Annotated in this window: 20 protein-coding genes and 1 tRNA gene; 11 read left to right on the forward strand and 10 right to left on the reverse strand. The window is 66.4% G+C overall.

The window, feature by feature from the left end; genetic code table 11:
* Positions 1–31: 31 nt before the first annotated feature.
* Positions 32–808, reverse strand: a complete 777-nt coding sequence (locus ACCO44_RS05925; RefSeq protein WP_029262416.1) for a hypothetical protein — start codon at positions 806–808, stop codon at positions 32–34.
* 142 nt (positions 809–950) lie between these two features.
* On the opposite strand from ACCO44_RS05925, the gene ACCO44_RS05930 reads away from it, so the two are divergent.
* Positions 951–1,997 carry a hypothetical protein gene (locus ACCO44_RS05930; RefSeq protein ID WP_372468884.1) on the forward strand — a complete coding sequence of 349 codons (1,047 nt, stop codon included), beginning with the start codon at positions 951–953 and terminating at the stop codon, positions 1,995–1,997.
* Between the two features lie 51 nt (positions 1,998–2,048).
* A tRNA-Ser gene (locus ACCO44_RS05935) sits at positions 2,049–2,139 on the forward strand.
* Positions 2,140–2,235: 96 nt separating this feature from the next.
* On the opposite strand, the gene ACCO44_RS05940 is transcribed toward ACCO44_RS05935, so the two are convergent.
* Positions 2,236–2,514 carry an RNA polymerase sigma factor gene (locus ACCO44_RS05940; protein ID WP_372468885.1) on the reverse strand — a complete coding sequence of 93 codons (279 nt, stop codon included), beginning with the start codon at positions 2,512–2,514 and terminating at the stop codon, positions 2,236–2,238.
* A 147-nt stretch (positions 2,515–2,661) separates the two neighbouring features.
* Positions 2,662–3,111 carry a helix-turn-helix transcriptional regulator gene (locus ACCO44_RS05945; protein ID WP_372468886.1) on the reverse strand — a complete coding sequence of 150 codons (450 nt, stop codon included), beginning with the start codon at positions 3,109–3,111 and terminating at the stop codon, positions 2,662–2,664.
* Positions 3,112–3,159: 48 nt separating this feature from the next.
* Here ACCO44_RS05945 and ACCO44_RS05950 point away from each other — a divergent pair, with 48 nt between their 5' ends.
* Entirely contained in the window at positions 3,160–3,738 is a 579-nt protein-coding gene (locus ACCO44_RS05950; RefSeq protein WP_372468887.1) for a hypothetical protein, read from the forward strand.
* A 148-nt stretch (positions 3,739–3,886) separates the two neighbouring features.
* Here ACCO44_RS05950 and ACCO44_RS05955 read toward each other — a convergent pair whose 3' ends face one another.
* Positions 3,887–4,621 (reverse strand): lysostaphin resistance A-like protein, encoded by a 735-nt coding sequence (locus ACCO44_RS05955; RefSeq protein ID WP_372468889.1) that lies wholly within the window; start codon positions 4,619–4,621, stop codon positions 3,887–3,889.
* 82 nt (positions 4,622–4,703) lie between these two features.
* The gene (locus ACCO44_RS05960) at positions 4,704–5,645 is read right to left on the reverse strand and encodes a LysR family transcriptional regulator (RefSeq protein WP_372468890.1); all 942 of its coding nucleotides are present in this window, start codon (positions 5,643–5,645) and stop codon (positions 4,704–4,706) included.
* A 125-nt stretch (positions 5,646–5,770) separates the two neighbouring features.
* On the opposite strand from ACCO44_RS05960, the gene ACCO44_RS05965 reads away from it, so the two are divergent.
* The 4 genes from ACCO44_RS05965 (at position 5,771) to ACCO44_RS05980 (ending at position 8,567) form a co-directional block, all read left to right on the forward strand.
* Positions 5,771–6,775 carry a DUF1852 domain-containing protein gene (locus ACCO44_RS05965; protein ID WP_372468893.1) on the forward strand — a complete coding sequence of 335 codons (1,005 nt, stop codon included), beginning with the start codon at positions 5,771–5,773 and terminating at the stop codon, positions 6,773–6,775.
* Positions 6,776–6,795: 20 nt separating this feature from the next.
* Positions 6,796–7,833, forward strand: coding sequence for a methionine synthase (locus ACCO44_RS05970; RefSeq protein ID WP_372468895.1), 1,038 nt, complete (start codon positions 6,796–6,798; stop codon positions 7,831–7,833).
* 92 nt (positions 7,834–7,925) lie between these two features.
* A complete protein-coding gene (locus ACCO44_RS05975) occupies positions 7,926–8,252 on the forward strand; it encodes a hypothetical protein (protein ID WP_372468896.1) in 327 nt (108 codons plus the stop codon).
* Between the two features lie 21 nt (positions 8,253–8,273).
* Entirely contained in the window at positions 8,274–8,567 is a 294-nt protein-coding gene (locus ACCO44_RS05980) for a hypothetical protein (RefSeq protein ID WP_372468897.1), read from the forward strand.
* A 12-nt stretch (positions 8,568–8,579) separates the two neighbouring features.
* Here the strand turns inward: ACCO44_RS05980 and ACCO44_RS05985 are convergent, their stop codons facing one another.
* The 3 genes from ACCO44_RS05985 to ACCO44_RS05995 all read right to left on the reverse strand — a co-directional run bounded on the left by ACCO44_RS05985 (position 8,580) and on the right by ACCO44_RS05995 (position 10,603).
* Positions 8,580–9,212 carry an amino acid deaminase gene (locus ACCO44_RS05985; protein WP_372468899.1) on the reverse strand — a complete coding sequence of 211 codons (633 nt, stop codon included), beginning with the start codon at positions 9,210–9,212 and terminating at the stop codon, positions 8,580–8,582.
* Positions 9,213–9,434: 222 nt separating this feature from the next.
* On the reverse strand, positions 9,435–9,941 hold the full coding sequence (locus tag ACCO44_RS05990; RefSeq protein WP_372468900.1) for a hypothetical protein: 507 nt from the start codon (positions 9,939–9,941) through the stop codon (positions 9,435–9,437).
* The gene (locus tag ACCO44_RS05995) at positions 9,938–10,603 is read right to left on the reverse strand and encodes a hypothetical protein (RefSeq protein WP_372468901.1); all 666 of its coding nucleotides are present in this window, start codon (positions 10,601–10,603) and stop codon (positions 9,938–9,940) included. The genes ACCO44_RS05990 and ACCO44_RS05995 overlap by 4 nt, the downstream gene beginning before the upstream one ends.
* A 116-nt stretch (positions 10,604–10,719) precedes the next feature.
* Between ACCO44_RS05995 and ACCO44_RS06000 the strand changes: the two genes are divergently transcribed.
* Both ACCO44_RS06000 and ACCO44_RS06005 read left to right on the forward strand, forming a co-directional pair.
* A complete protein-coding gene (locus ACCO44_RS06000; RefSeq protein ID WP_372468904.1) occupies positions 10,720–11,073 on the forward strand; it encodes a hypothetical protein in 354 nt (117 codons plus the stop codon).
* Positions 11,073–11,234 (forward strand): hypothetical protein, encoded by a 162-nt coding sequence (locus ACCO44_RS06005; RefSeq protein WP_372468906.1) that lies wholly within the window; start codon positions 11,073–11,075, stop codon positions 11,232–11,234. The genes ACCO44_RS06000 and ACCO44_RS06005 overlap by 1 nt, the downstream gene beginning before the upstream one ends.
* Before the next feature lie 72 nt (positions 11,235–11,306).
* Here ACCO44_RS06005 and ACCO44_RS06010 read toward each other — a convergent pair whose 3' ends face one another.
* Both ACCO44_RS06010 and ACCO44_RS06015 read right to left on the reverse strand, forming a co-directional pair.
* Entirely contained in the window at positions 11,307–11,480 is a 174-nt protein-coding gene (locus ACCO44_RS06010; protein ID WP_372468909.1) for a hypothetical protein, read from the reverse strand.
* Positions 11,481–11,546: 66 nt separating this feature from the next.
* On the reverse strand, positions 11,547–11,975 hold the full coding sequence (locus ACCO44_RS06015; protein WP_372468911.1) for a hypothetical protein: 429 nt from the start codon (positions 11,973–11,975) through the stop codon (positions 11,547–11,549).
* Between the two features lie 1,265 nt (positions 11,976–13,240).
* Between ACCO44_RS06015 and ACCO44_RS06020 the strand changes: the two genes are divergently transcribed.
* Together ACCO44_RS06020 and phnD are read left to right on the forward strand one after the other, a co-directional pair.
* Positions 13,241–13,951: an HAD family hydrolase gene (locus tag ACCO44_RS06020; RefSeq protein ID WP_372468912.1), complete on the forward strand. Its 711-nt coding sequence runs from the start codon at positions 13,241–13,243 to the stop codon at positions 13,949–13,951.
* Entirely contained in the window at positions 13,944–14,954 is a 1,011-nt protein-coding gene (phnD, locus tag ACCO44_RS06025; protein ID WP_372468915.1) for a phosphate/phosphite/phosphonate ABC transporter substrate-binding protein, read from the forward strand. The genes ACCO44_RS06020 and phnD overlap by 8 nt, the downstream gene beginning before the upstream one ends.
* Positions 14,955–14,971: the final 17 nt, after the last annotated feature.

Raw genomic sequence — 14,971 nt, forward strand, 5'->3', positions numbered from 1 at the left:
GGGTAGCGTCGGGAGTTCCGGACACGAGCGGTCAGACGCTCATGTCGACGGGCGGTTCCATCACGATGCCCTGCGCTTCGAAGGCGCGGCGGCGCTCCTCGATGCGGCGGTGCAGCTCGACCTGCGCGTCGTCGACGAACTGAGGGTCGAGGTCGACGGTCGGCGGATGCGGGTCGCCGTGGTTCGCGGCGATGTACGCGTCGAGCTCGGGTCCGCTCGTCCACGACGTGATGAGGGCGTAGCGCGGGGCGGTGCCGCGGTGCCAGACCGCGTGCCAGAAGCGCTGGGTGTCGACGATGATGCGCGAGCCCGCGCGCAGCGGCAGGCGGATCTCGGTGGCCGGGTCGAAGCGGTCTGAGCGCAGGATCAGCATCGACTCGGTGTCGTCCGAGAGGTTGAAGAACCCGCGGACCACCCACCCGGTTCCCTCTTCATTGAGGCGGTTGTTGTCGTCCTGATGCAGGTTGTAGATCGCGTCGGCGTACTCGTTGGGCTGCAGCTCGATCACGCGGCAGCGGCCGATGCCGGCGCCCGGCTCCTGTGCCCGGCGCTGGAGCGTGGGGGCGATCGCGATCTGCGACTCGACCCAGACGCCGTCTTTGTCGGCCCGCGGCGGGGTGTGGTTCCAGAAGCCGTTGCAGTCGACGTCGCCCGCGTAGCTGGTGAGCGGGGCGAAGCGCGTGATGCCCGAGGAGCGCCACCCGACGTACTCCAGATCGAGCCATTCGGCCGGATCGGCGGCCGACGTGTGGTCGTCGAGGACGACGTAGCCCGTCTCGGCCAGTGCCTCGGACGTGATGAAGCCCATGATGAGTACCCTTCCCGTCATCGCTGCCCCCACAGGCGGCGGGTTCTTAGGCAATCCTAACCCGCATCTCCCGCTCTCGTGGAGGGATCCTGCCGTGCAAAAGCGCGAGGGTGCCGGTCCTGCGCGCCGATATTCTGAGGGCATGACTCAGCCGCAGGGCGCCCTCCTCGTGGGCAGTGTGAACTTCGACGACGCCGAGACCACGATGCGCACGGCGGCAGAGCTTCTCGGCGACCGGCTTCGCCGCATCCCGGACGGTGAGGTGGGCAAGCGGTTCCACTGGATCATGTTCCAGCCCGACGTGATCGGCCGGGCCGACGGCATCGAGCGCATCGGCGACGAGCCCATCCCGTTCCCCGCGGGGATCGACGCGCGTGGCCTGCGCATCGCCGAGGGAGTGGATGCCGCGAGCATCGTGCTGCCGCCGCTCGGCTACGCCGCCGCTGCGATCGAGTCGTACGCCGTGTTCACGCGCCTCCGCGCTGAGGGGGCTGTGCCCGCCGGCATCCGATTCCAGGTGTCGCTGCCGACCCCGCTGGCCGTGATCTCCTCGTTCTTCCACGGCGACGACCGGGCTGCGATCGAGCCCGTGTACACGGCGGCCATCGTCCGCGAGCTCGATGAGATCCTCGCCGCGATCCCGCACGAGGACCTCGCCGTGCAGTGGGACGTCGCGAGTGAGATGGGCATCATCGAGCGCGCGGCAGGTTACGGCGCGGTCATGGAGGCGTGGTGGCCCGGCGACCCGTTCGACGGTCTCGTCTCGCGTCTTGCCGCGCTGGTCGACGCCGTGCCCGCAGGAGTCGAGGTGGGCGTGCACCTCTGCTACGGCGATGCGGGGGAGAAGCACTTCTTCGAGCCGACGGATGCTGCGAACCTGGTGCGCTACGCGAACGCCGTGGCCGCGGCATCCGCCCGCCCGCTGACGTGGCTGCACCTGCCCGTGCCGATCGCCCACGACGACGCCGCCTACTTCGCGCCGCTCGCCGACCTCGCGCCCGTGAACGAGCTGTACCTCGGGCTCGTGCACCGGGAGGATGGCGCCGAGGGGGCCGCGCGCCGCATCGCCGCCGCATCCCCGTACGCGGCCGAGTTCGGCGTCGCGACCGAGTGCGGCATCGGCCGCGCACCCGCCGGCTCGACCGAGGGCATCCTGCGCACCCACGCCGAGGTCGCCGCCGCCTGGTGACCCGCATCGCTCGATTCGCGCGCTCGCCCCGCGTCGCGTAAGCTATTCCGCGGTGACGTGTCCGAGCGGCCGAAGGTGCAACTCTCGAAAAGTTGTGTAGGGTAACCCCCTACCGTGGGTTCAAATCCCACCGTCACCGCCATGGAAACCCCCTCCTTGTGAGGGGGTTTTTCCGTGTCCGGGGAGGCCATGGGCACCTTGATGAAGCTCATGGCATCGCGACCCGCCGAGGAAGCGCCTAGGAGTCGGTCTCAAGGGTGAGGTCGGCCCGAAGTTTCGCGCGTGCCCGCGAGTATCGGCTGCGGACGGTCGCGGGCTTCTTGCCGAGGACCTTCGCCGCCTCTGCGAGGGAGAACCCGTCCCAGTGGACGAGCTGGATGATCTCGCGATCGCCCGCCGGAAGTGCCTCGAGTGCTTCCCACACGTCATCACGCACGGGGCGGACGTCGCCGCTGACGAGCGCTTCACCCGTGAGTCTGTCGCTGAGCTTCCGTGTGGATATCGCTTCGATGATCATGGGGCCTCGATCGTCTCGATCGCGTGGATCCCCTTCTGGCCGTGGGCGCAGCTGAAACGCCTACGCGAGCTCGAGGCGAGTGCCGCCGTGCATCCTGATCAGGAGTCGTAGATTCAGCCGGAAGAGGACCTACAGCACCTCGAGCTTCTACCCGAGGATGACCGCGTGCGCGCGGTCTCTGAGGTAGAGCTTCGCGACGACCCGGTTGACGTGGGTCTTCACCGTCGCCGGAGTGAGGTGCAGGCGCTCACTGATCTCCGGATTGGAGAGCCCGTGCGCAGAACGCGTCGGTCTGCGACGAGGCCGCCGACGATGATCGGAATATCGGCGAGGGAGCCATCGGACAGGACCAGCTGGACCGCATTCATCGCCGTGGTCTGGCCCGAGGGCCACTCCCGACCGACGACAGCCCATTCGCTGTCGCCGAGCGTGGTGCCGGCGGGTATCGTCGGTGCCGCCGCCGGAAGCGGGGATATCGGGTCGACGAGACTCGAGACGCTGCTCGCCAGTTGTTCCTGATACCGCTCCTCGACGCTCGCGGTCGGGGTGGCTTCGGTGGTCGGCGCCCTCGTGGCGGTCGGCTAGCGTGGTGCGCATGTGTCCCCGTTTCCGTGTCTCCCACAGCCAGGCCGAGGGCGGTGCCGCATGAGCACCGACGTGTGGTTCCTCGCGGCGAACGCCTCCTTCGACGAGTTCGTCGCCGCGTTCCAGCCGGGCGACGCCGGGCGTGACTTCGGTGACGGGCAGACCCTGCTGCACCGCGCTCTGACCAACGGCGACCTGTCTGCGCGCGTGGCGATCAGTTCGTTCCTGCTCGACGAGGGGGCCGATGCCACAGCCCTCTCCGGGGTCGGTGGCGAGCGGAACACCGTGCTGCACGCCCTGCTCGGCCGGGGTGACCACGACGTGCGGGCGGAGGTGCCGTTGCTGCGCCGGCTCATCGAGGCGGGTGCCGACATCAATCACTTCTCCGGTCGGTTCCGCACTCCGCTGCTCACCATCGCCCGTCAGGCGAAGTTCTCGGATGCCACGCTGGCACCGTTCTACGACGTGTTCTTCGAACAGCCGCACCTCGATCTGCGGGCAACGGCGAAGGATGGTCGCTCGGTGTACGAGAGCATCCAGCTCATGCGCGAACCGCATCGTTCCGACCTGAAGCGCCGTGCGGCCGCCTACCTCGCAGAGCGCGGCCAGCACGCACCCGAGACCCCAGCGAAAGAGTAGGTGGATGATGCCCAGGGGCGGAAGATCGCCACGCCCGCGCGCGGCCGAGGCCGCCGCAGCCGCTGGTCGAGCTGCTGATCGAGGGTGTCGATTCGCGCTGGCGGGCTAGGCCTGTGCGGGTGCGGTGGTCGTTGCTCCGACCGGCTTCTCATCTGTTCCCTTGATCACCCAGCGGACGACGACGACAGCGAGGATGCCGATGACGGGCGCCAGGATGCTCGCCCCGGCACCGTTGAGGGGGGGCGAAGCCGACGGCGAAGACGGATATATCCCAGAGTCCGTGCAGTGCCATGGCCCAGATGAGAGAGCCGGTGACCCGTCGCACGATGTAGAAGCAGGTGCCGGACATGGCGGCGATCACCACTTGACCGAGAGTGCCCGGGAGCGGGGCCCCGAGGGCGGCGTTGAGCAGGTGCATCGCGCCGAAGAGGATCGAGGTGAGCAGCCAGACCCAGACCTCGGATAGGCGTGAGCGGAACGCTGTCAGCAGGAGCCCTCGCGACATCAGTTCTTCGCAGAATCCGACGGCGACTCCGAGGGCGAGCAGGGACAGGAGGAATGACGTGTCGAACTGGGACCATTCGGTGCTGAACAGGTTCACCACAGCGACGACGAGCATCAGCACCGGAACGAAGATCGGCCACTTGTGGTGCGATCGCTTCCGCTCGAACAGCGCAGGCTTCCACCACCCCATCGCCCAGGTGGTGATGGCGAGGAGGACAGCGCCGACAGCGAGATCGAGCACCGCGCCGCGCCAGGTGAACTCGGCGGACTTTCCGATGTCGGTGTACGCCACCCCGCTGAGCTTCGACACGACGAAGATGACGACGACGTAACCGACGTAGATCGTCAAGCCGATCCAGACGCGAGGAGTGACGCGCATGTGCTGTTGCCTTCCGGTCAGGGAGTGGTTCGACTGCTCAACCTAGCGCGGCGCTCCGAAAGCCGCATAGCGAGGGACAGGCTCACCCGAGCAGTTCCACCCCGAACCCCGAGACGACGGTCCGCAGCTCGGCGAGGTAGCGCTGCGCCTGCTCGGTGAGGGGGATCGCGGAGCGGCCGATCCAGCCGATCTCGATGCGCTCGTCGACGTCGAGCGGGATGGCGACGATCTCGGGATCGAGGTCGTCGCTGATGATGCCCGTCGAGATGGTGTACCCGTCGAGACCGATCATGAGGTTGAAGATCGTCGCGCGGTCGGAGACGCGGATGTCCTGCGGGCTCGAGAGGGTGGAGAGGATCTCCTCGGCGAAGTAGAACGAGTTGTTCGCACCTTGATCGAAAGTCAGGCGCGGCACCTCGGCGAGGTCGTCGAGGGTCACGCGATCCCGCGATGCGAGGGGATTCTTGCGGGAGATGAAGATGTGCGGCTCCGCGACGAAGAGCGGGTGGAACGCGAGCCCGGAGTCGCGCAGCAGCTTGTCGATGACGTTGCGGTTGAAGTCGTTGCGGTAGAGGATCCCCAACTCGCTGCGGAGGGTGCGGACGTCTTCGATGATGTCCCACGTGCGCGTCTCCCGCAGCGAGAACTCGTACTCGGCCGCCGAGGTCGCCTTCACCATCCGCACCAGCGCGTCGACCGCGAACGAGTAATGCTGCGTCGACACTCCGAGCAGGCGTCGAGATGGCGGCCGGTCGAGGTAGCGCTGCTCGAGGAGCGCGACCTGCTCGACGACCTGCCGGGCGTAGCCGAGGAACTCCACACCATCCGTGGTGAGTGTCACTCCGCGCGCGGAGCGGAGGAGGAGCACACGGCCCACCCGGCTCTCGAGGTCTTTCATCGCCGCCGACATCGTGGGCTGCGCGACGTAGAGCAGGTCGGCGGCGGCGCTGATCGATCCTTCCGCGGCGACCTCGATGTAATAGGTGAGCTGCTGCAGGGTGATGCCGCTCGAACGCTTGGCCATAGGCACAGACTATGCCACGGCATAGTCACAGCGCATTTCTCGATAGGGCGGCTTGCACCGCACCATGGAGTCACCCCCTTTCGCGAGGCCGAGCCCGGCCGATCAGCTCACCGATTGGCAACCTCATGGCCCACGACTTCACGTTCCGCATCACGACGACCCGCTTCGACGAGGACTATTCGCCGTCGGAGAACTCCCGCATCACCACGAACTTCGCCAACCTGGCGCGCGGTGAGCACCGCCAGCAGAACCTCCGCAACGCCCTGTCGATGATCGACCGTCGATTCAACGATCTCGCCGAGTGGGACAACCCGCACGGCGACCGCTACACCGTCGAACTCGAGATCGTCTCCGTCGCGGTCCAGTTCGCCGCGGCGGGCGAAGACCAGGAGTTTCCGCTGCTCGAGGTCCTCGACATCCAGATCGTCGACCGCCTCACCGGAAAGCGCAGCCACGGGATCGTGGGGAACAACTTCTCGTCCTACGTGCGCGACTTCGACTTCAGTGTGCGGCTTCCGGCCGCGACGGCAGCGGCAGGAGGGTTCACCGTTCCCTCCGACTTCGGCGACCTGCACGGCAAGCTCTTCCAGCACTTCCTCGACTCGACCGCCTACCGGGAGCGCTTCGCGGTGTCGCCCGTGATCTGCATCAGCGTCTCGACGAGCAAGACCTACCGTCGCACCGAGAACCACCACCCGATCCTCGGCGTCGAATACGAGCAGAAGGACCCGTCGCTGACCGACGCGTACTTCGGGAAGATGGGTCTCTCCGTCCGGTACTTCATGCCACGCGGCAGTGTCGCGCCCCTGGCGTTCTACTTCCGCGGCGACCTGCTCGACGACTACACGAACCTCCAGCTCATCGGCACGATCAGCACGATGGAGACGTTCCAGAAGATCTATCGACCGGAGATCTACAACGCGAACTCGGCCGCGGCGAAGATCTATCAGCCGAGCCTGGAGCAGCAGGACTACTCGGTGACGAAGATCGCCTACGACCGCGACGAGCGCAGCCGGCTCGCGGCCGAGCAGGGGAAGTACACGGAGGAGCACCTCATGAAGCCGCACGGTGAGCTGCTCGAGCAGTGGGCCGCCGGCAGTTCCGCAGCCTCCCTGGTCTCCGTCGGATGATGACCGGAGAATCGCCGATCATGAACACGCTGCTTCCCACCGCGATCGTCGGCAGCCTGCCCAAGCCGTCCTGGCTCGCGCAGCCGGAGACCCTCTGGTCTCCCTGGAAGCTGGAGGGGGAGGCGCTGGTCGAGGGCACGCAGGATGCGCTGCGCATCGCCGTCCAGGAGCAGCGCCTCGCGGGCCTCGACATCGTCAGCGACGGCGAGCAGACCCGCCAGCACTTCGTCACGACCTTCATCGAGCACCTTTCCGGCGTCGACTTCGACCAGCGCGAGACCGTCCGCATCCGCGACCGCTACGACGCCAGCGTGCCGACGGTCGTCGGTGCCGTGGGTCGGGAGAAGCCCGTGTTCGTGGAGGATGCGAAGTTCCTCCGCCAGCAGACCGACCAGCCGATCAAGTGGGCGCTGCCCGGTCCGATGACCATGATCGACACTCTCTACGATCGCCACTACAAGAGCCGCGAGAAGCTGGCCTGGGAGTTCGCGACGATCCTCAACCAGGAGGCGAGAGAACTCGAGGCCGCGGGCGTCGACATCATCCAGTTCGACGAGCCGGCGTTCAACGTGTTCTTCGACGACGTGCGGGACTGGGGAGTCGCGGCGCTCGAGCGGGCGGCCGAGGGGCTGCGCGCCGAGACCGTGGTGCACATCTGCTACGGCTACGGGATCAAGGCGAACACCGACTGGAAGGCGACCCTCGGCGCGGAGTGGCGGCAGTACGAGACGTCGTTCCCGCTGCTGCAGCGCTCGAGCATCGACACCATCTCGCTCGAGAGTCACCACTCCCACGTCCCCCTCGACCTCATCGAACTCATCCGCGGCAAGAAGGTCATGCTCGGAGCCATCGACGTCGCCAGCGAGACCATCGAGACGCCGGAAGAGGTCGCGGACACCCTCCGCGACGCGCTCCGTTTCGTCGATGCCGACAAGCTCGTGGCGAGCACGAACTGCGGCCTGGCGCCGTTGCCTCGTGACGTCGCACGTGGCAAGCTGCGCGCGCTCAGCGCGGGTGCCGCTCTTCTGCGCGAAGAGCTCGCCGTGGTCGAGGACTGACTGCGCGGCACCGGCGCCGCGTGCCGCTAGCATCCGACGGGTGAGCGGGCAAGGGGCGCGGGGATGCAGCGCTCGTGCCGTAGAACGGCACTATGCAATCGATCCTGTATGGCGGCGAAGAGTTCCTGACCGGTGACGACATCGCGGACGCTCTGCTGGCGTACGGGCGCGCGCTGGGCGATGAGGAGCGCGCGGAGATCATCGAGATACCGGTGCGGGAGCAGGACGGCACCGTCGTGTCGGCGAAGTTCCTGATCGGTCCGGCCAGCCAGATCGTGGCGAAGGCGATCAGCGGCAGCGGGCCGGAGCTGGAGGATCCCGAACTGGTCCGTCGTCTGCAGGCGCTCACCCGCGCGGTCGAGTCCCCCTCGGGGCCGCCCCTCGACGCACCCGAAGGTCCGGAGTACGAGCTCGGCTAGACGGCGCGTACAGTTCTTCTCATGGGAACTCTGGAGTACAACAGTTCGCGCCCCGCGATCGAGATCGACGATGCCACTCTGGCGCACCTCAAGATCGTGATCGGCACGAAGCTCCGCCGCAACGAGAGCTTCATGATGACCTGGCTGCCGAAGCCTGAAGTGCAGTCGGGGCGGTTGAGCATCTGGGTGCACCCGAGCATCCCGTTGGTCTTCGAGTTCGACAAGCCGACGCTGCCGAAGGTCGAGGCCAATCGGGTCACGCACATGATGGAGCAGTTGAACTCGCGCGGGGAGCTCGTCCTCGATCAGCTCTGAACCGTCACGCGGTCAGCCCTCGGCGTTCCAACGGAGGCGCGGGGGTGAGGCGTCGAGGTCGGCGAGCAGCGCGGTCGGGTCGGCGACGGGGAACATCGTGATGAGTCGGCGACCCTGTGCGGGGGAGTCGAGCGCGTAGGCGAGCGCCGAGGGGTGCGGCTGCCGATCGGCGACCGCGACGACGGCATCCACGTCGCCGAGTCGTTGCCGCCGCACCGGCACGCCTGCTATCAGGGTCTCGGCGACCTCGGTCACGCGGTCGAGGAGTGTGCGCTCGCCGATCCAGGGGACGAAGGCGTCGGGGGCCAGTCCGCACGCGCGGGCCAGCTCACCGCCGAGCCAGCGATCGCGCTTCAGACCGTACGGAGTGGGCGTGGTCGAAAGCAGATAGCCGTACACATGCAGCAGCCCCGCGTTGCCGACCGGCCACGCCGAGTCCAGACCTGCGCGGTCGTGCAGCGCTTCGAAGGTCGACCGCGACAGCACCGGCGCTCCGACGTTCTCGTCCACGACGGTGGATCGGCCCCAGCGGGCGAAGCGCTCGTCCCGAGCATCGGCATCGATCGCCGGACCGAGCCAGTCGAACATCGACAGCACGTCGGCGGCGTCGTGCGCGGTAGCCGCGGCATCCAGTCGTTCGATCACGACGATGAGCGTAGCGGGCGCGGATGCCCGCACCGGAACGGGAGTTCACGCACTGTTCACACACGATGGTCGTATCGTCCATAAACGACGTTCCAGGAGACCGTGCTCTTAGTCATCGCCATCCTCGTCTCATTTTCGCTCTCACCATAGACGCCCGCGATACAACGGCGTGGCGGTCGCGCGGCCTATGAGACGACGCATGCGCTCAGCGTAATGGACCAGCTAGAAATGGCGCTTCGTCTTGTATTCGAACGGTTCGCCTTCGACTGACCAACCGATCGTCGCGACAGCCCCGGCTCCAGCCCTGTTGCCAGAGATCGCGGTAAAGGTCAGGACGTCACCATATTCGACGTGGGCAGGCAGATCCTGCGGGAAGAAGAGCTTGACGTCACCTCCTTCCACATCCAGAGCGTTCACGATGACTGCCTGTCCCGAAGTGTTGGGGATGCCGTAGCCGGACTTGTCGTCTCCTAGCCTGAAAGGAACGCCCCACGGCGCCGGGAGAGTGCGGCGCTGAGCGTTGAGCGCGTCCTTCGCAATCTGGTTCGCTTCCACGAGCGCAGTCGCAGATGCCTTCTGCGCCGCAACAGCTTCATTCTTCGCGTTCTTGGCCGCCTCCGCGTCATGTAGCGCTGCCCGAGCCTGCACGAATGCGACGAGCGCCATGACTCCGGTCAGGACCAGGATGCCGACGTTGACGAACAGGGCGGGCAGGTCAGTCTCGTTCATGAGGCGAGATTGTCCAGGAAGCCCGGCAAACCGAGGATGACGCTGACAAGCAGAGTCACGACGGCGACGATGAGCGTCGCCCATGCGATCCGGCGGCCTGACTTCTCACGCTCCCCGCTCTTCTCTGCTTCGTCTTTCTGATGCGACAGCTGGTCCGACTGGAGATCGCGCTGGGCTGTCTGGAGGTCGACGAGGCGTTCGAGGTACTGATTCGCCGCGAGCTGAACGGCGTCCTGCACCTCCGCGGCCGTCTCCGCAGGCGCTTCGTCAGCCGCAAGGTCGACCGACACCTCGGCGCTGCCCGTCGCGGTCAACTCACCCTTCGCCGTCCGGTAGATCATCGGAATTCCCGTGGCGGGGTTGATGGCGCTCTTGGGCAATGTGGAAACAAAGTCGGTCAGCGACTCCGTCGCCCACTTCCCCAGACCGAAATCGACGGGCTTGGCAAATCCCGAATCGAAGTGCGTCGTCAGATTCCAGCCCGGGTGAATCTCGAATAGCGGTCGCATCGGCGCGATTACCTCCCGCGCGACCTCCTTCGCCTTCTCATGAAGGGGGTTCTCGGGGTCGGTCTCGATTTCAGCCAGTTCGCGAAACGACATCTTCCACAACCGCTGATAGTCCGGGTCACTCGACTCCCGCGTCGACGGCTCATCTTCCATGCGGCCGATCGTATCGGCCCGCTGTACTTCCCGGCGCGATGCCGGGTCGGCCCCGTGACGGGGCTCTCACAGGAAGGGCGACCATGCCCAGAGATCAGATCACCCACAATCGCATCGTGCCCCCGCCTTCCGACGTGCCGTTCGACACGAGCGCCCCTGACGGCGAGACGGTCGCTCCGGCGATTGTGCAACAGGAAGTTGCATGCCGGAACCTGCATGGCGGATGGAACCGCGAGGTCAGATGGATTCAGGTCGCGATCGACCTGACCGTGGCCGAGATCCGCAGCCTCCTGGAGCACGCCGAGCGCGAAGCTGCAGCGGCGGCGCGCACGAACGAGCACATCGGCGAGTACTTCACCGAGCAGCACCAGGTGAAGGTCTGGTCCGACGTTCTGGACCGCGGCGAGGCGAACAAGACGATCCTCGCGCTGCGCCGAGCACGCGACGCCGCCTACGGGAAGGACGCGTGATGGGCCGCCGCGACGCGATCTCCGCTGTCTTCGCCTGGGTCTTCATCGTCAGATTCGTGATCTCGCTCTGCGCTGTCACCTTCGGCATCCGTCTCGCGATCACCGGCGGCGACGTCGGATCCGTGTTCGCCACCGACTCGGCGCTCTGCGCATTGTGGTGAAAAGGGTCAGCATGTGCGCATCTGGCCGACGTCGTCGAGACGGCGCGGCGTTTGGCTCAGGAGACCGGTACCTTAGCGTGGGCGCTTCACCCGCGTCTGCGCGATCGCGATGCTGACGGCCGACCCACCGATCAACGCGAAGGCGATGCAAATCCACGCCAACAACGCAGGCAGGTCACCCTGCATCCAAGCGACCGCTTCGGGCAACATCGCGACGATTGTTGATATCAGGTCCATCTTGGTCACCTGCCTCTAGTAGGGCGCAGTTGCTTCGCCTGGAGGTCGGCAACTGCGCCCTAGAATACACCTTCCCTATTTCTCCGGGAGGCGGTTCACGGTGTGCATCCCGATTAGGGTCTTACCGTCCACCTCATAAACGGGCACCTCGTACGGTTCATCGGTACTCAGTGCCTTCGCTTCGTTTTGGGATCTGGCGACTGCTGCCGGGAAAAGCTCCGCGTAGTACGCGTAACCGTCAACGCCTTCTTCTGTGGTCACGAGAACGAGCTGGGGCCGCACTGATGAATCGGACAATAGCCCCTGATCGACGAGACCGTAACTCTGGCCTGATTCATTTACAGGGAACTTCTCGACTGCACGCACGCTCTCGGCTCCGCCTTGCGGCTGGGCGACAGGGGCTGGGGAGGTCGCCACTGCGATGGTGAACCCCGCAAGGCTCCCACCAACGATGGCGCCGGACGAGACCGCGAGAACGATAGCAACTTTGGCGAGTTTCTTCATGTTGTCGATCCCTTAAAAGGCCTGGTAAGGGGCCATAATTGACTTGCTCTTGTAACCCGTGCTGACGTATCCGTAGCTGGTCCCTCCGCCCGCGAAACTACCTGTGCCGCAAGCTGAGCTGCTGTAGGTCGCTGAGCGGAGATGGTAGATACCGTGCACGTAGGTGGCGGACGCCGAGGAGCATGTAGCTCCGTTCGACTTCTTCAGGTAGGCCGAACCTCCAATGTCGTGAGCAATGTTGTTCGCGCAAACGCTGCCGCGCGACCAAGTTTGCATCCTTCCGCCGACTCCACTGATGGTGGACGCCTGCGCGTCATAGCACAGGGTGCCGTCGTTGTGGTATCGAGTCACGCTGCTAGATGCATCCGCGTACGCAACGCCAGCGCTCACTCCAAAGAGTCCGCCAAAAGCGATAGACGCCACTGCCAAGGCGGTCAATCGTGACCGCAATCTCTTCTTCAAACCGATCTCCTTTGATCAATTTCCCGCACACAGCGAGGAATCTCCGCAAGCTATCGGCCCAGATCTCGCAGTGTCTGTCCCCTCTATGGGGGACAGCGGATCTGAGCCACTCGTCTAAGACGAAACGATCGCACCGCACGTCCCAGGTCTCTCAACCCTGCTGGCTGGTAGCCCCGTCCCGAAGCGGCGGAGTCGACCCGCGTGCCCTTCACTTCCCACGGCTGGAGGGGCGTCAACGCGTCTGAGGATCCGCGAAGGATCCCATGAAGTCACTCCACCACGGCGAGGACACCCTGCGCCCCTCCACGCCCTCACCATCGCCCGGAAGGAGCCACCATGCCGCTGCCCGAAGGGAACGCCGTCTGGCCGCCGAAGGAATTCGTCCCGTACCTGGACCTCCTCGAAGTGTTCGACGGTTGGTACAGCGGCGACATCGAGACTCTGGCGAGCATCTACCAGTCGCGGCCGATCACGCACCGCGCGCAGTACAACGGCGGCCTCGTCGGCGCTGGTGCTCGCGTGTGGCTCGGGAAGCCCCCAACGCCCGCCGAGGGCCGGAACCGCCTGCACATCCCGCTCGCGGCCTCGCGGCCGACCTCGCCACGCTCTCCACGGACTATCTGTTCTCTTAGGCCCCGCGGGTGGTGTTCCCGGGCGAGTGGTCAGAGAACGGCGACAGCGAACGCGACAAGGTTCGGACCGCACCGGAATCGGAGTTCACGCACTGTTCACACAGGATGGTCGTATCGTCCATAAACGACTGTAAGTATGGACGCATCGTCCCGATCCTGACCAGGAGAACCGTGCTCCCCACTATCGTCCTCGACTTCGACGGCACCATCGCGCTCGGCGCGGGGCCGCTCGAGGCCTTCGCCCGCGCCGTCGCCATCTCCGCCGACGACCCGACGTTCGCCGACCGCGCGATGTCCGACCTCGCCGCATTCGAACGCGGCGAGACCGACGCCCGCGACGGCTACGACGTGATCAGCACGCTCGCCGCCGGGCAGGGCGTGACCGCCGATGCGCTCGAGGCCGCCTACCAGTCGTCGCGGGCGCTGTTGGGCTCCGAGCACGCGGCGATCGCGCCACCGGCAGGGCTCGCCGACTTCCTGACCCGTGTCCACCCGCGGGTCCGGCTGGTGCTCGCGACCAATGCGCCCGGTGCCGGCATCCGTCCCGTCCTGGACGGGTGGGGCATCACTCACCTGTTCGACGACCTGCACTTCACGGTCGGCAAGCCCTCGGGGCTCATCCCCATCATCCAGGCGGCGATCGCCGAGGGGCCGGTGCTCTCGGTCGGCGACATCTTCGAGTTCGACCTCGCACCGGCCGCCGCGCAGGGCGCAGCCACGGCGCTCGTCGGCGCCACCGCCGAACGCTCCCCGGCCGCCGTCACGATGCGCGGCCGGACCATCGCCGACCTGTACGGCGACATCGAAGCCTGGGCCGCGACTGCGGCTTCCAGTACCCCCCGCAGCACCACCCTCACCGAAAGGCACGATCCGAATGCGTAAGTCCTTGCTCACCACGGGCATCGCCGCCGTCGCCGTCCTGGCGCTCGCCGGCTGCAGCAGCAGCGCACCCGACGAGACGGCAGACGAGACGACCGAATGGCCGTCCTCCATCACCCTTTCGCTGGTCCCGTCGGTCGAGGGCGAAGACCTCGCCCAGGCCCTCGACCCGCTCACCACGTACCTGTCCGAGAACCTCGACATCGAGGTGAAGGGGGTCGTCGCCTCCGACTACGCCGCCACGGTCGAGGCCCTCGGCACCGACCAGGCGCAGGTCATCATCACCGACGCCGGATCGCTGTACAACGCGACCGAGCGCTACGACGCCGAGCTCATCCTCCGCGACGTGCGCTTCGGCGCCACCTCGTACGCCTCGGTGGCGTACACGAACAACCCCGACAAGTACTGCGAGGACGAGCCGGTCATGTCGACCTACGCGGCCAGCGGCATCGAGCTCTCCTACTGCAACGGCATCGAAGAGGCCGCCGCCGACGCGACCGGCTCCGGTCCCGCCGGCATCGAGGCGCTCGGTGAGATCTCCGACGGCACGAAGGTCGCCCTGCAGGCCGCCACGTCGCCGGCCGGTTACCAGTACCCCGTCGTCGCGATGCGCGAACAGGGTGTCGACACGGATGCCGGCATCACGCAGGTGCCCGTCGAAGGCAACAACAACGCGGTCCTCGCCGTGTACAACGGCGACGCCGAGGTCTCGTTCGCATACTGGGACGCCCGCACGACCGTGACCGAAGAGGCCCCGGACATCGCCGAGAAGGTCGTAGCCTTCGCCTACACGGAGATGATCCCCAACGGCGGCGTCGCGGTCACCTCGACGCTTCCGGACGACCTCGTCGCGGAGCTCACCGAGCTGCTGGACGGCTACGCCGACTCGTCCGAAGAGGCCGCATCCGTGATGTTCGACCTCGTCGGGCTCTCGGACTGGACCAGCGAGACCGCCCCGGACGAGATCACCCGCTACGGCGAGATCCTCGCCGAGTTCTCGAACTGACACGCAGAACTGAGAAC

Origin of the sequence: Microbacterium maritypicum, assembly GCF_041529975.1 — a bacterium.
In the GTDB taxonomy this organism is placed as follows: domain Bacteria; phylum Actinomycetota; class Actinomycetes; order Actinomycetales; family Microbacteriaceae; genus Microbacterium.

Coding starts and splice junctions, on each gene's coding strand:
- ACCO44_RS05955 (WP_372468889.1), bottom strand. CDS start 4,621: ATGCGCGTCACTCCTCGCGTCTGGATCGGCTTGACGATCTACGTCGGT.
- ACCO44_RS05970 (WP_372468895.1), top strand. CDS start 6,796: ATGAACACGCTGCTTCCCACCGCGATCGTCGGCAGCCTGCCCAAGCCG.
- ACCO44_RS05930 (WP_372468884.1), top strand. CDS start 951: ATGACTCAGCCGCAGGGCGCCCTCCTCGTGGGCAGTGTGAACTTCGAC.
- ACCO44_RS06015 (WP_372468911.1), bottom strand. CDS start 11,975: ATGAAGAAACTCGCCAAAGTTGCTATCGTTCTCGCGGTCTCGTCCGGC.
- ACCO44_RS05965 (WP_372468893.1), top strand. CDS start 5,771: ATGGCCCACGACTTCACGTTCCGCATCACGACGACCCGCTTCGACGAG.
- ACCO44_RS05990 (WP_372468900.1), bottom strand. CDS start 9,941: ATGAACGAGACTGACCTGCCCGCCCTGTTCGTCAACGTCGGCATCCTG.
- ACCO44_RS05960 (WP_372468890.1), bottom strand. CDS start 5,645: ATGGCCAAGCGTTCGAGCGGCATCACCCTGCAGCAGCTCACCTATTAC.
- ACCO44_RS05975 (WP_372468896.1), top strand. CDS start 7,926: ATGCAATCGATCCTGTATGGCGGCGAAGAGTTCCTGACCGGTGACGAC.
- ACCO44_RS05945 (WP_372468886.1), bottom strand. CDS start 3,111: ATGCGCACCACGCTAGCCGACCGCCACGAGGGCGCCGACCACCGAAGC.
- ACCO44_RS05995 (WP_372468901.1), bottom strand. CDS start 10,603: ATGGAAGATGAGCCGTCGACGCGGGAGTCGAGTGACCCGGACTATCAG.
- ACCO44_RS05950 (WP_372468887.1), top strand. CDS start 3,160: ATGAGCACCGACGTGTGGTTCCTCGCGGCGAACGCCTCCTTCGACGAG.
- ACCO44_RS05940 (WP_372468885.1), bottom strand. CDS start 2,514: ATGATCATCGAAGCGATATCCACACGGAAGCTCAGCGACAGACTCACG.
- phnD (WP_372468915.1), top strand. CDS start 13,944: ATGCGTAAGTCCTTGCTCACCACGGGCATCGCCGCCGTCGCCGTCCTG.
- ACCO44_RS05925 (WP_029262416.1), bottom strand. CDS start 808: ATGGGCTTCATCACGTCCGAGGCACTGGCCGAGACGGGCTACGTCGTC.
- ACCO44_RS05980 (WP_372468897.1), top strand. CDS start 8,274: ATGGGAACTCTGGAGTACAACAGTTCGCGCCCCGCGATCGAGATCGAC.
- ACCO44_RS06005 (WP_372468906.1), top strand. CDS start 11,073: ATGGGCCGCCGCGACGCGATCTCCGCTGTCTTCGCCTGGGTCTTCATC.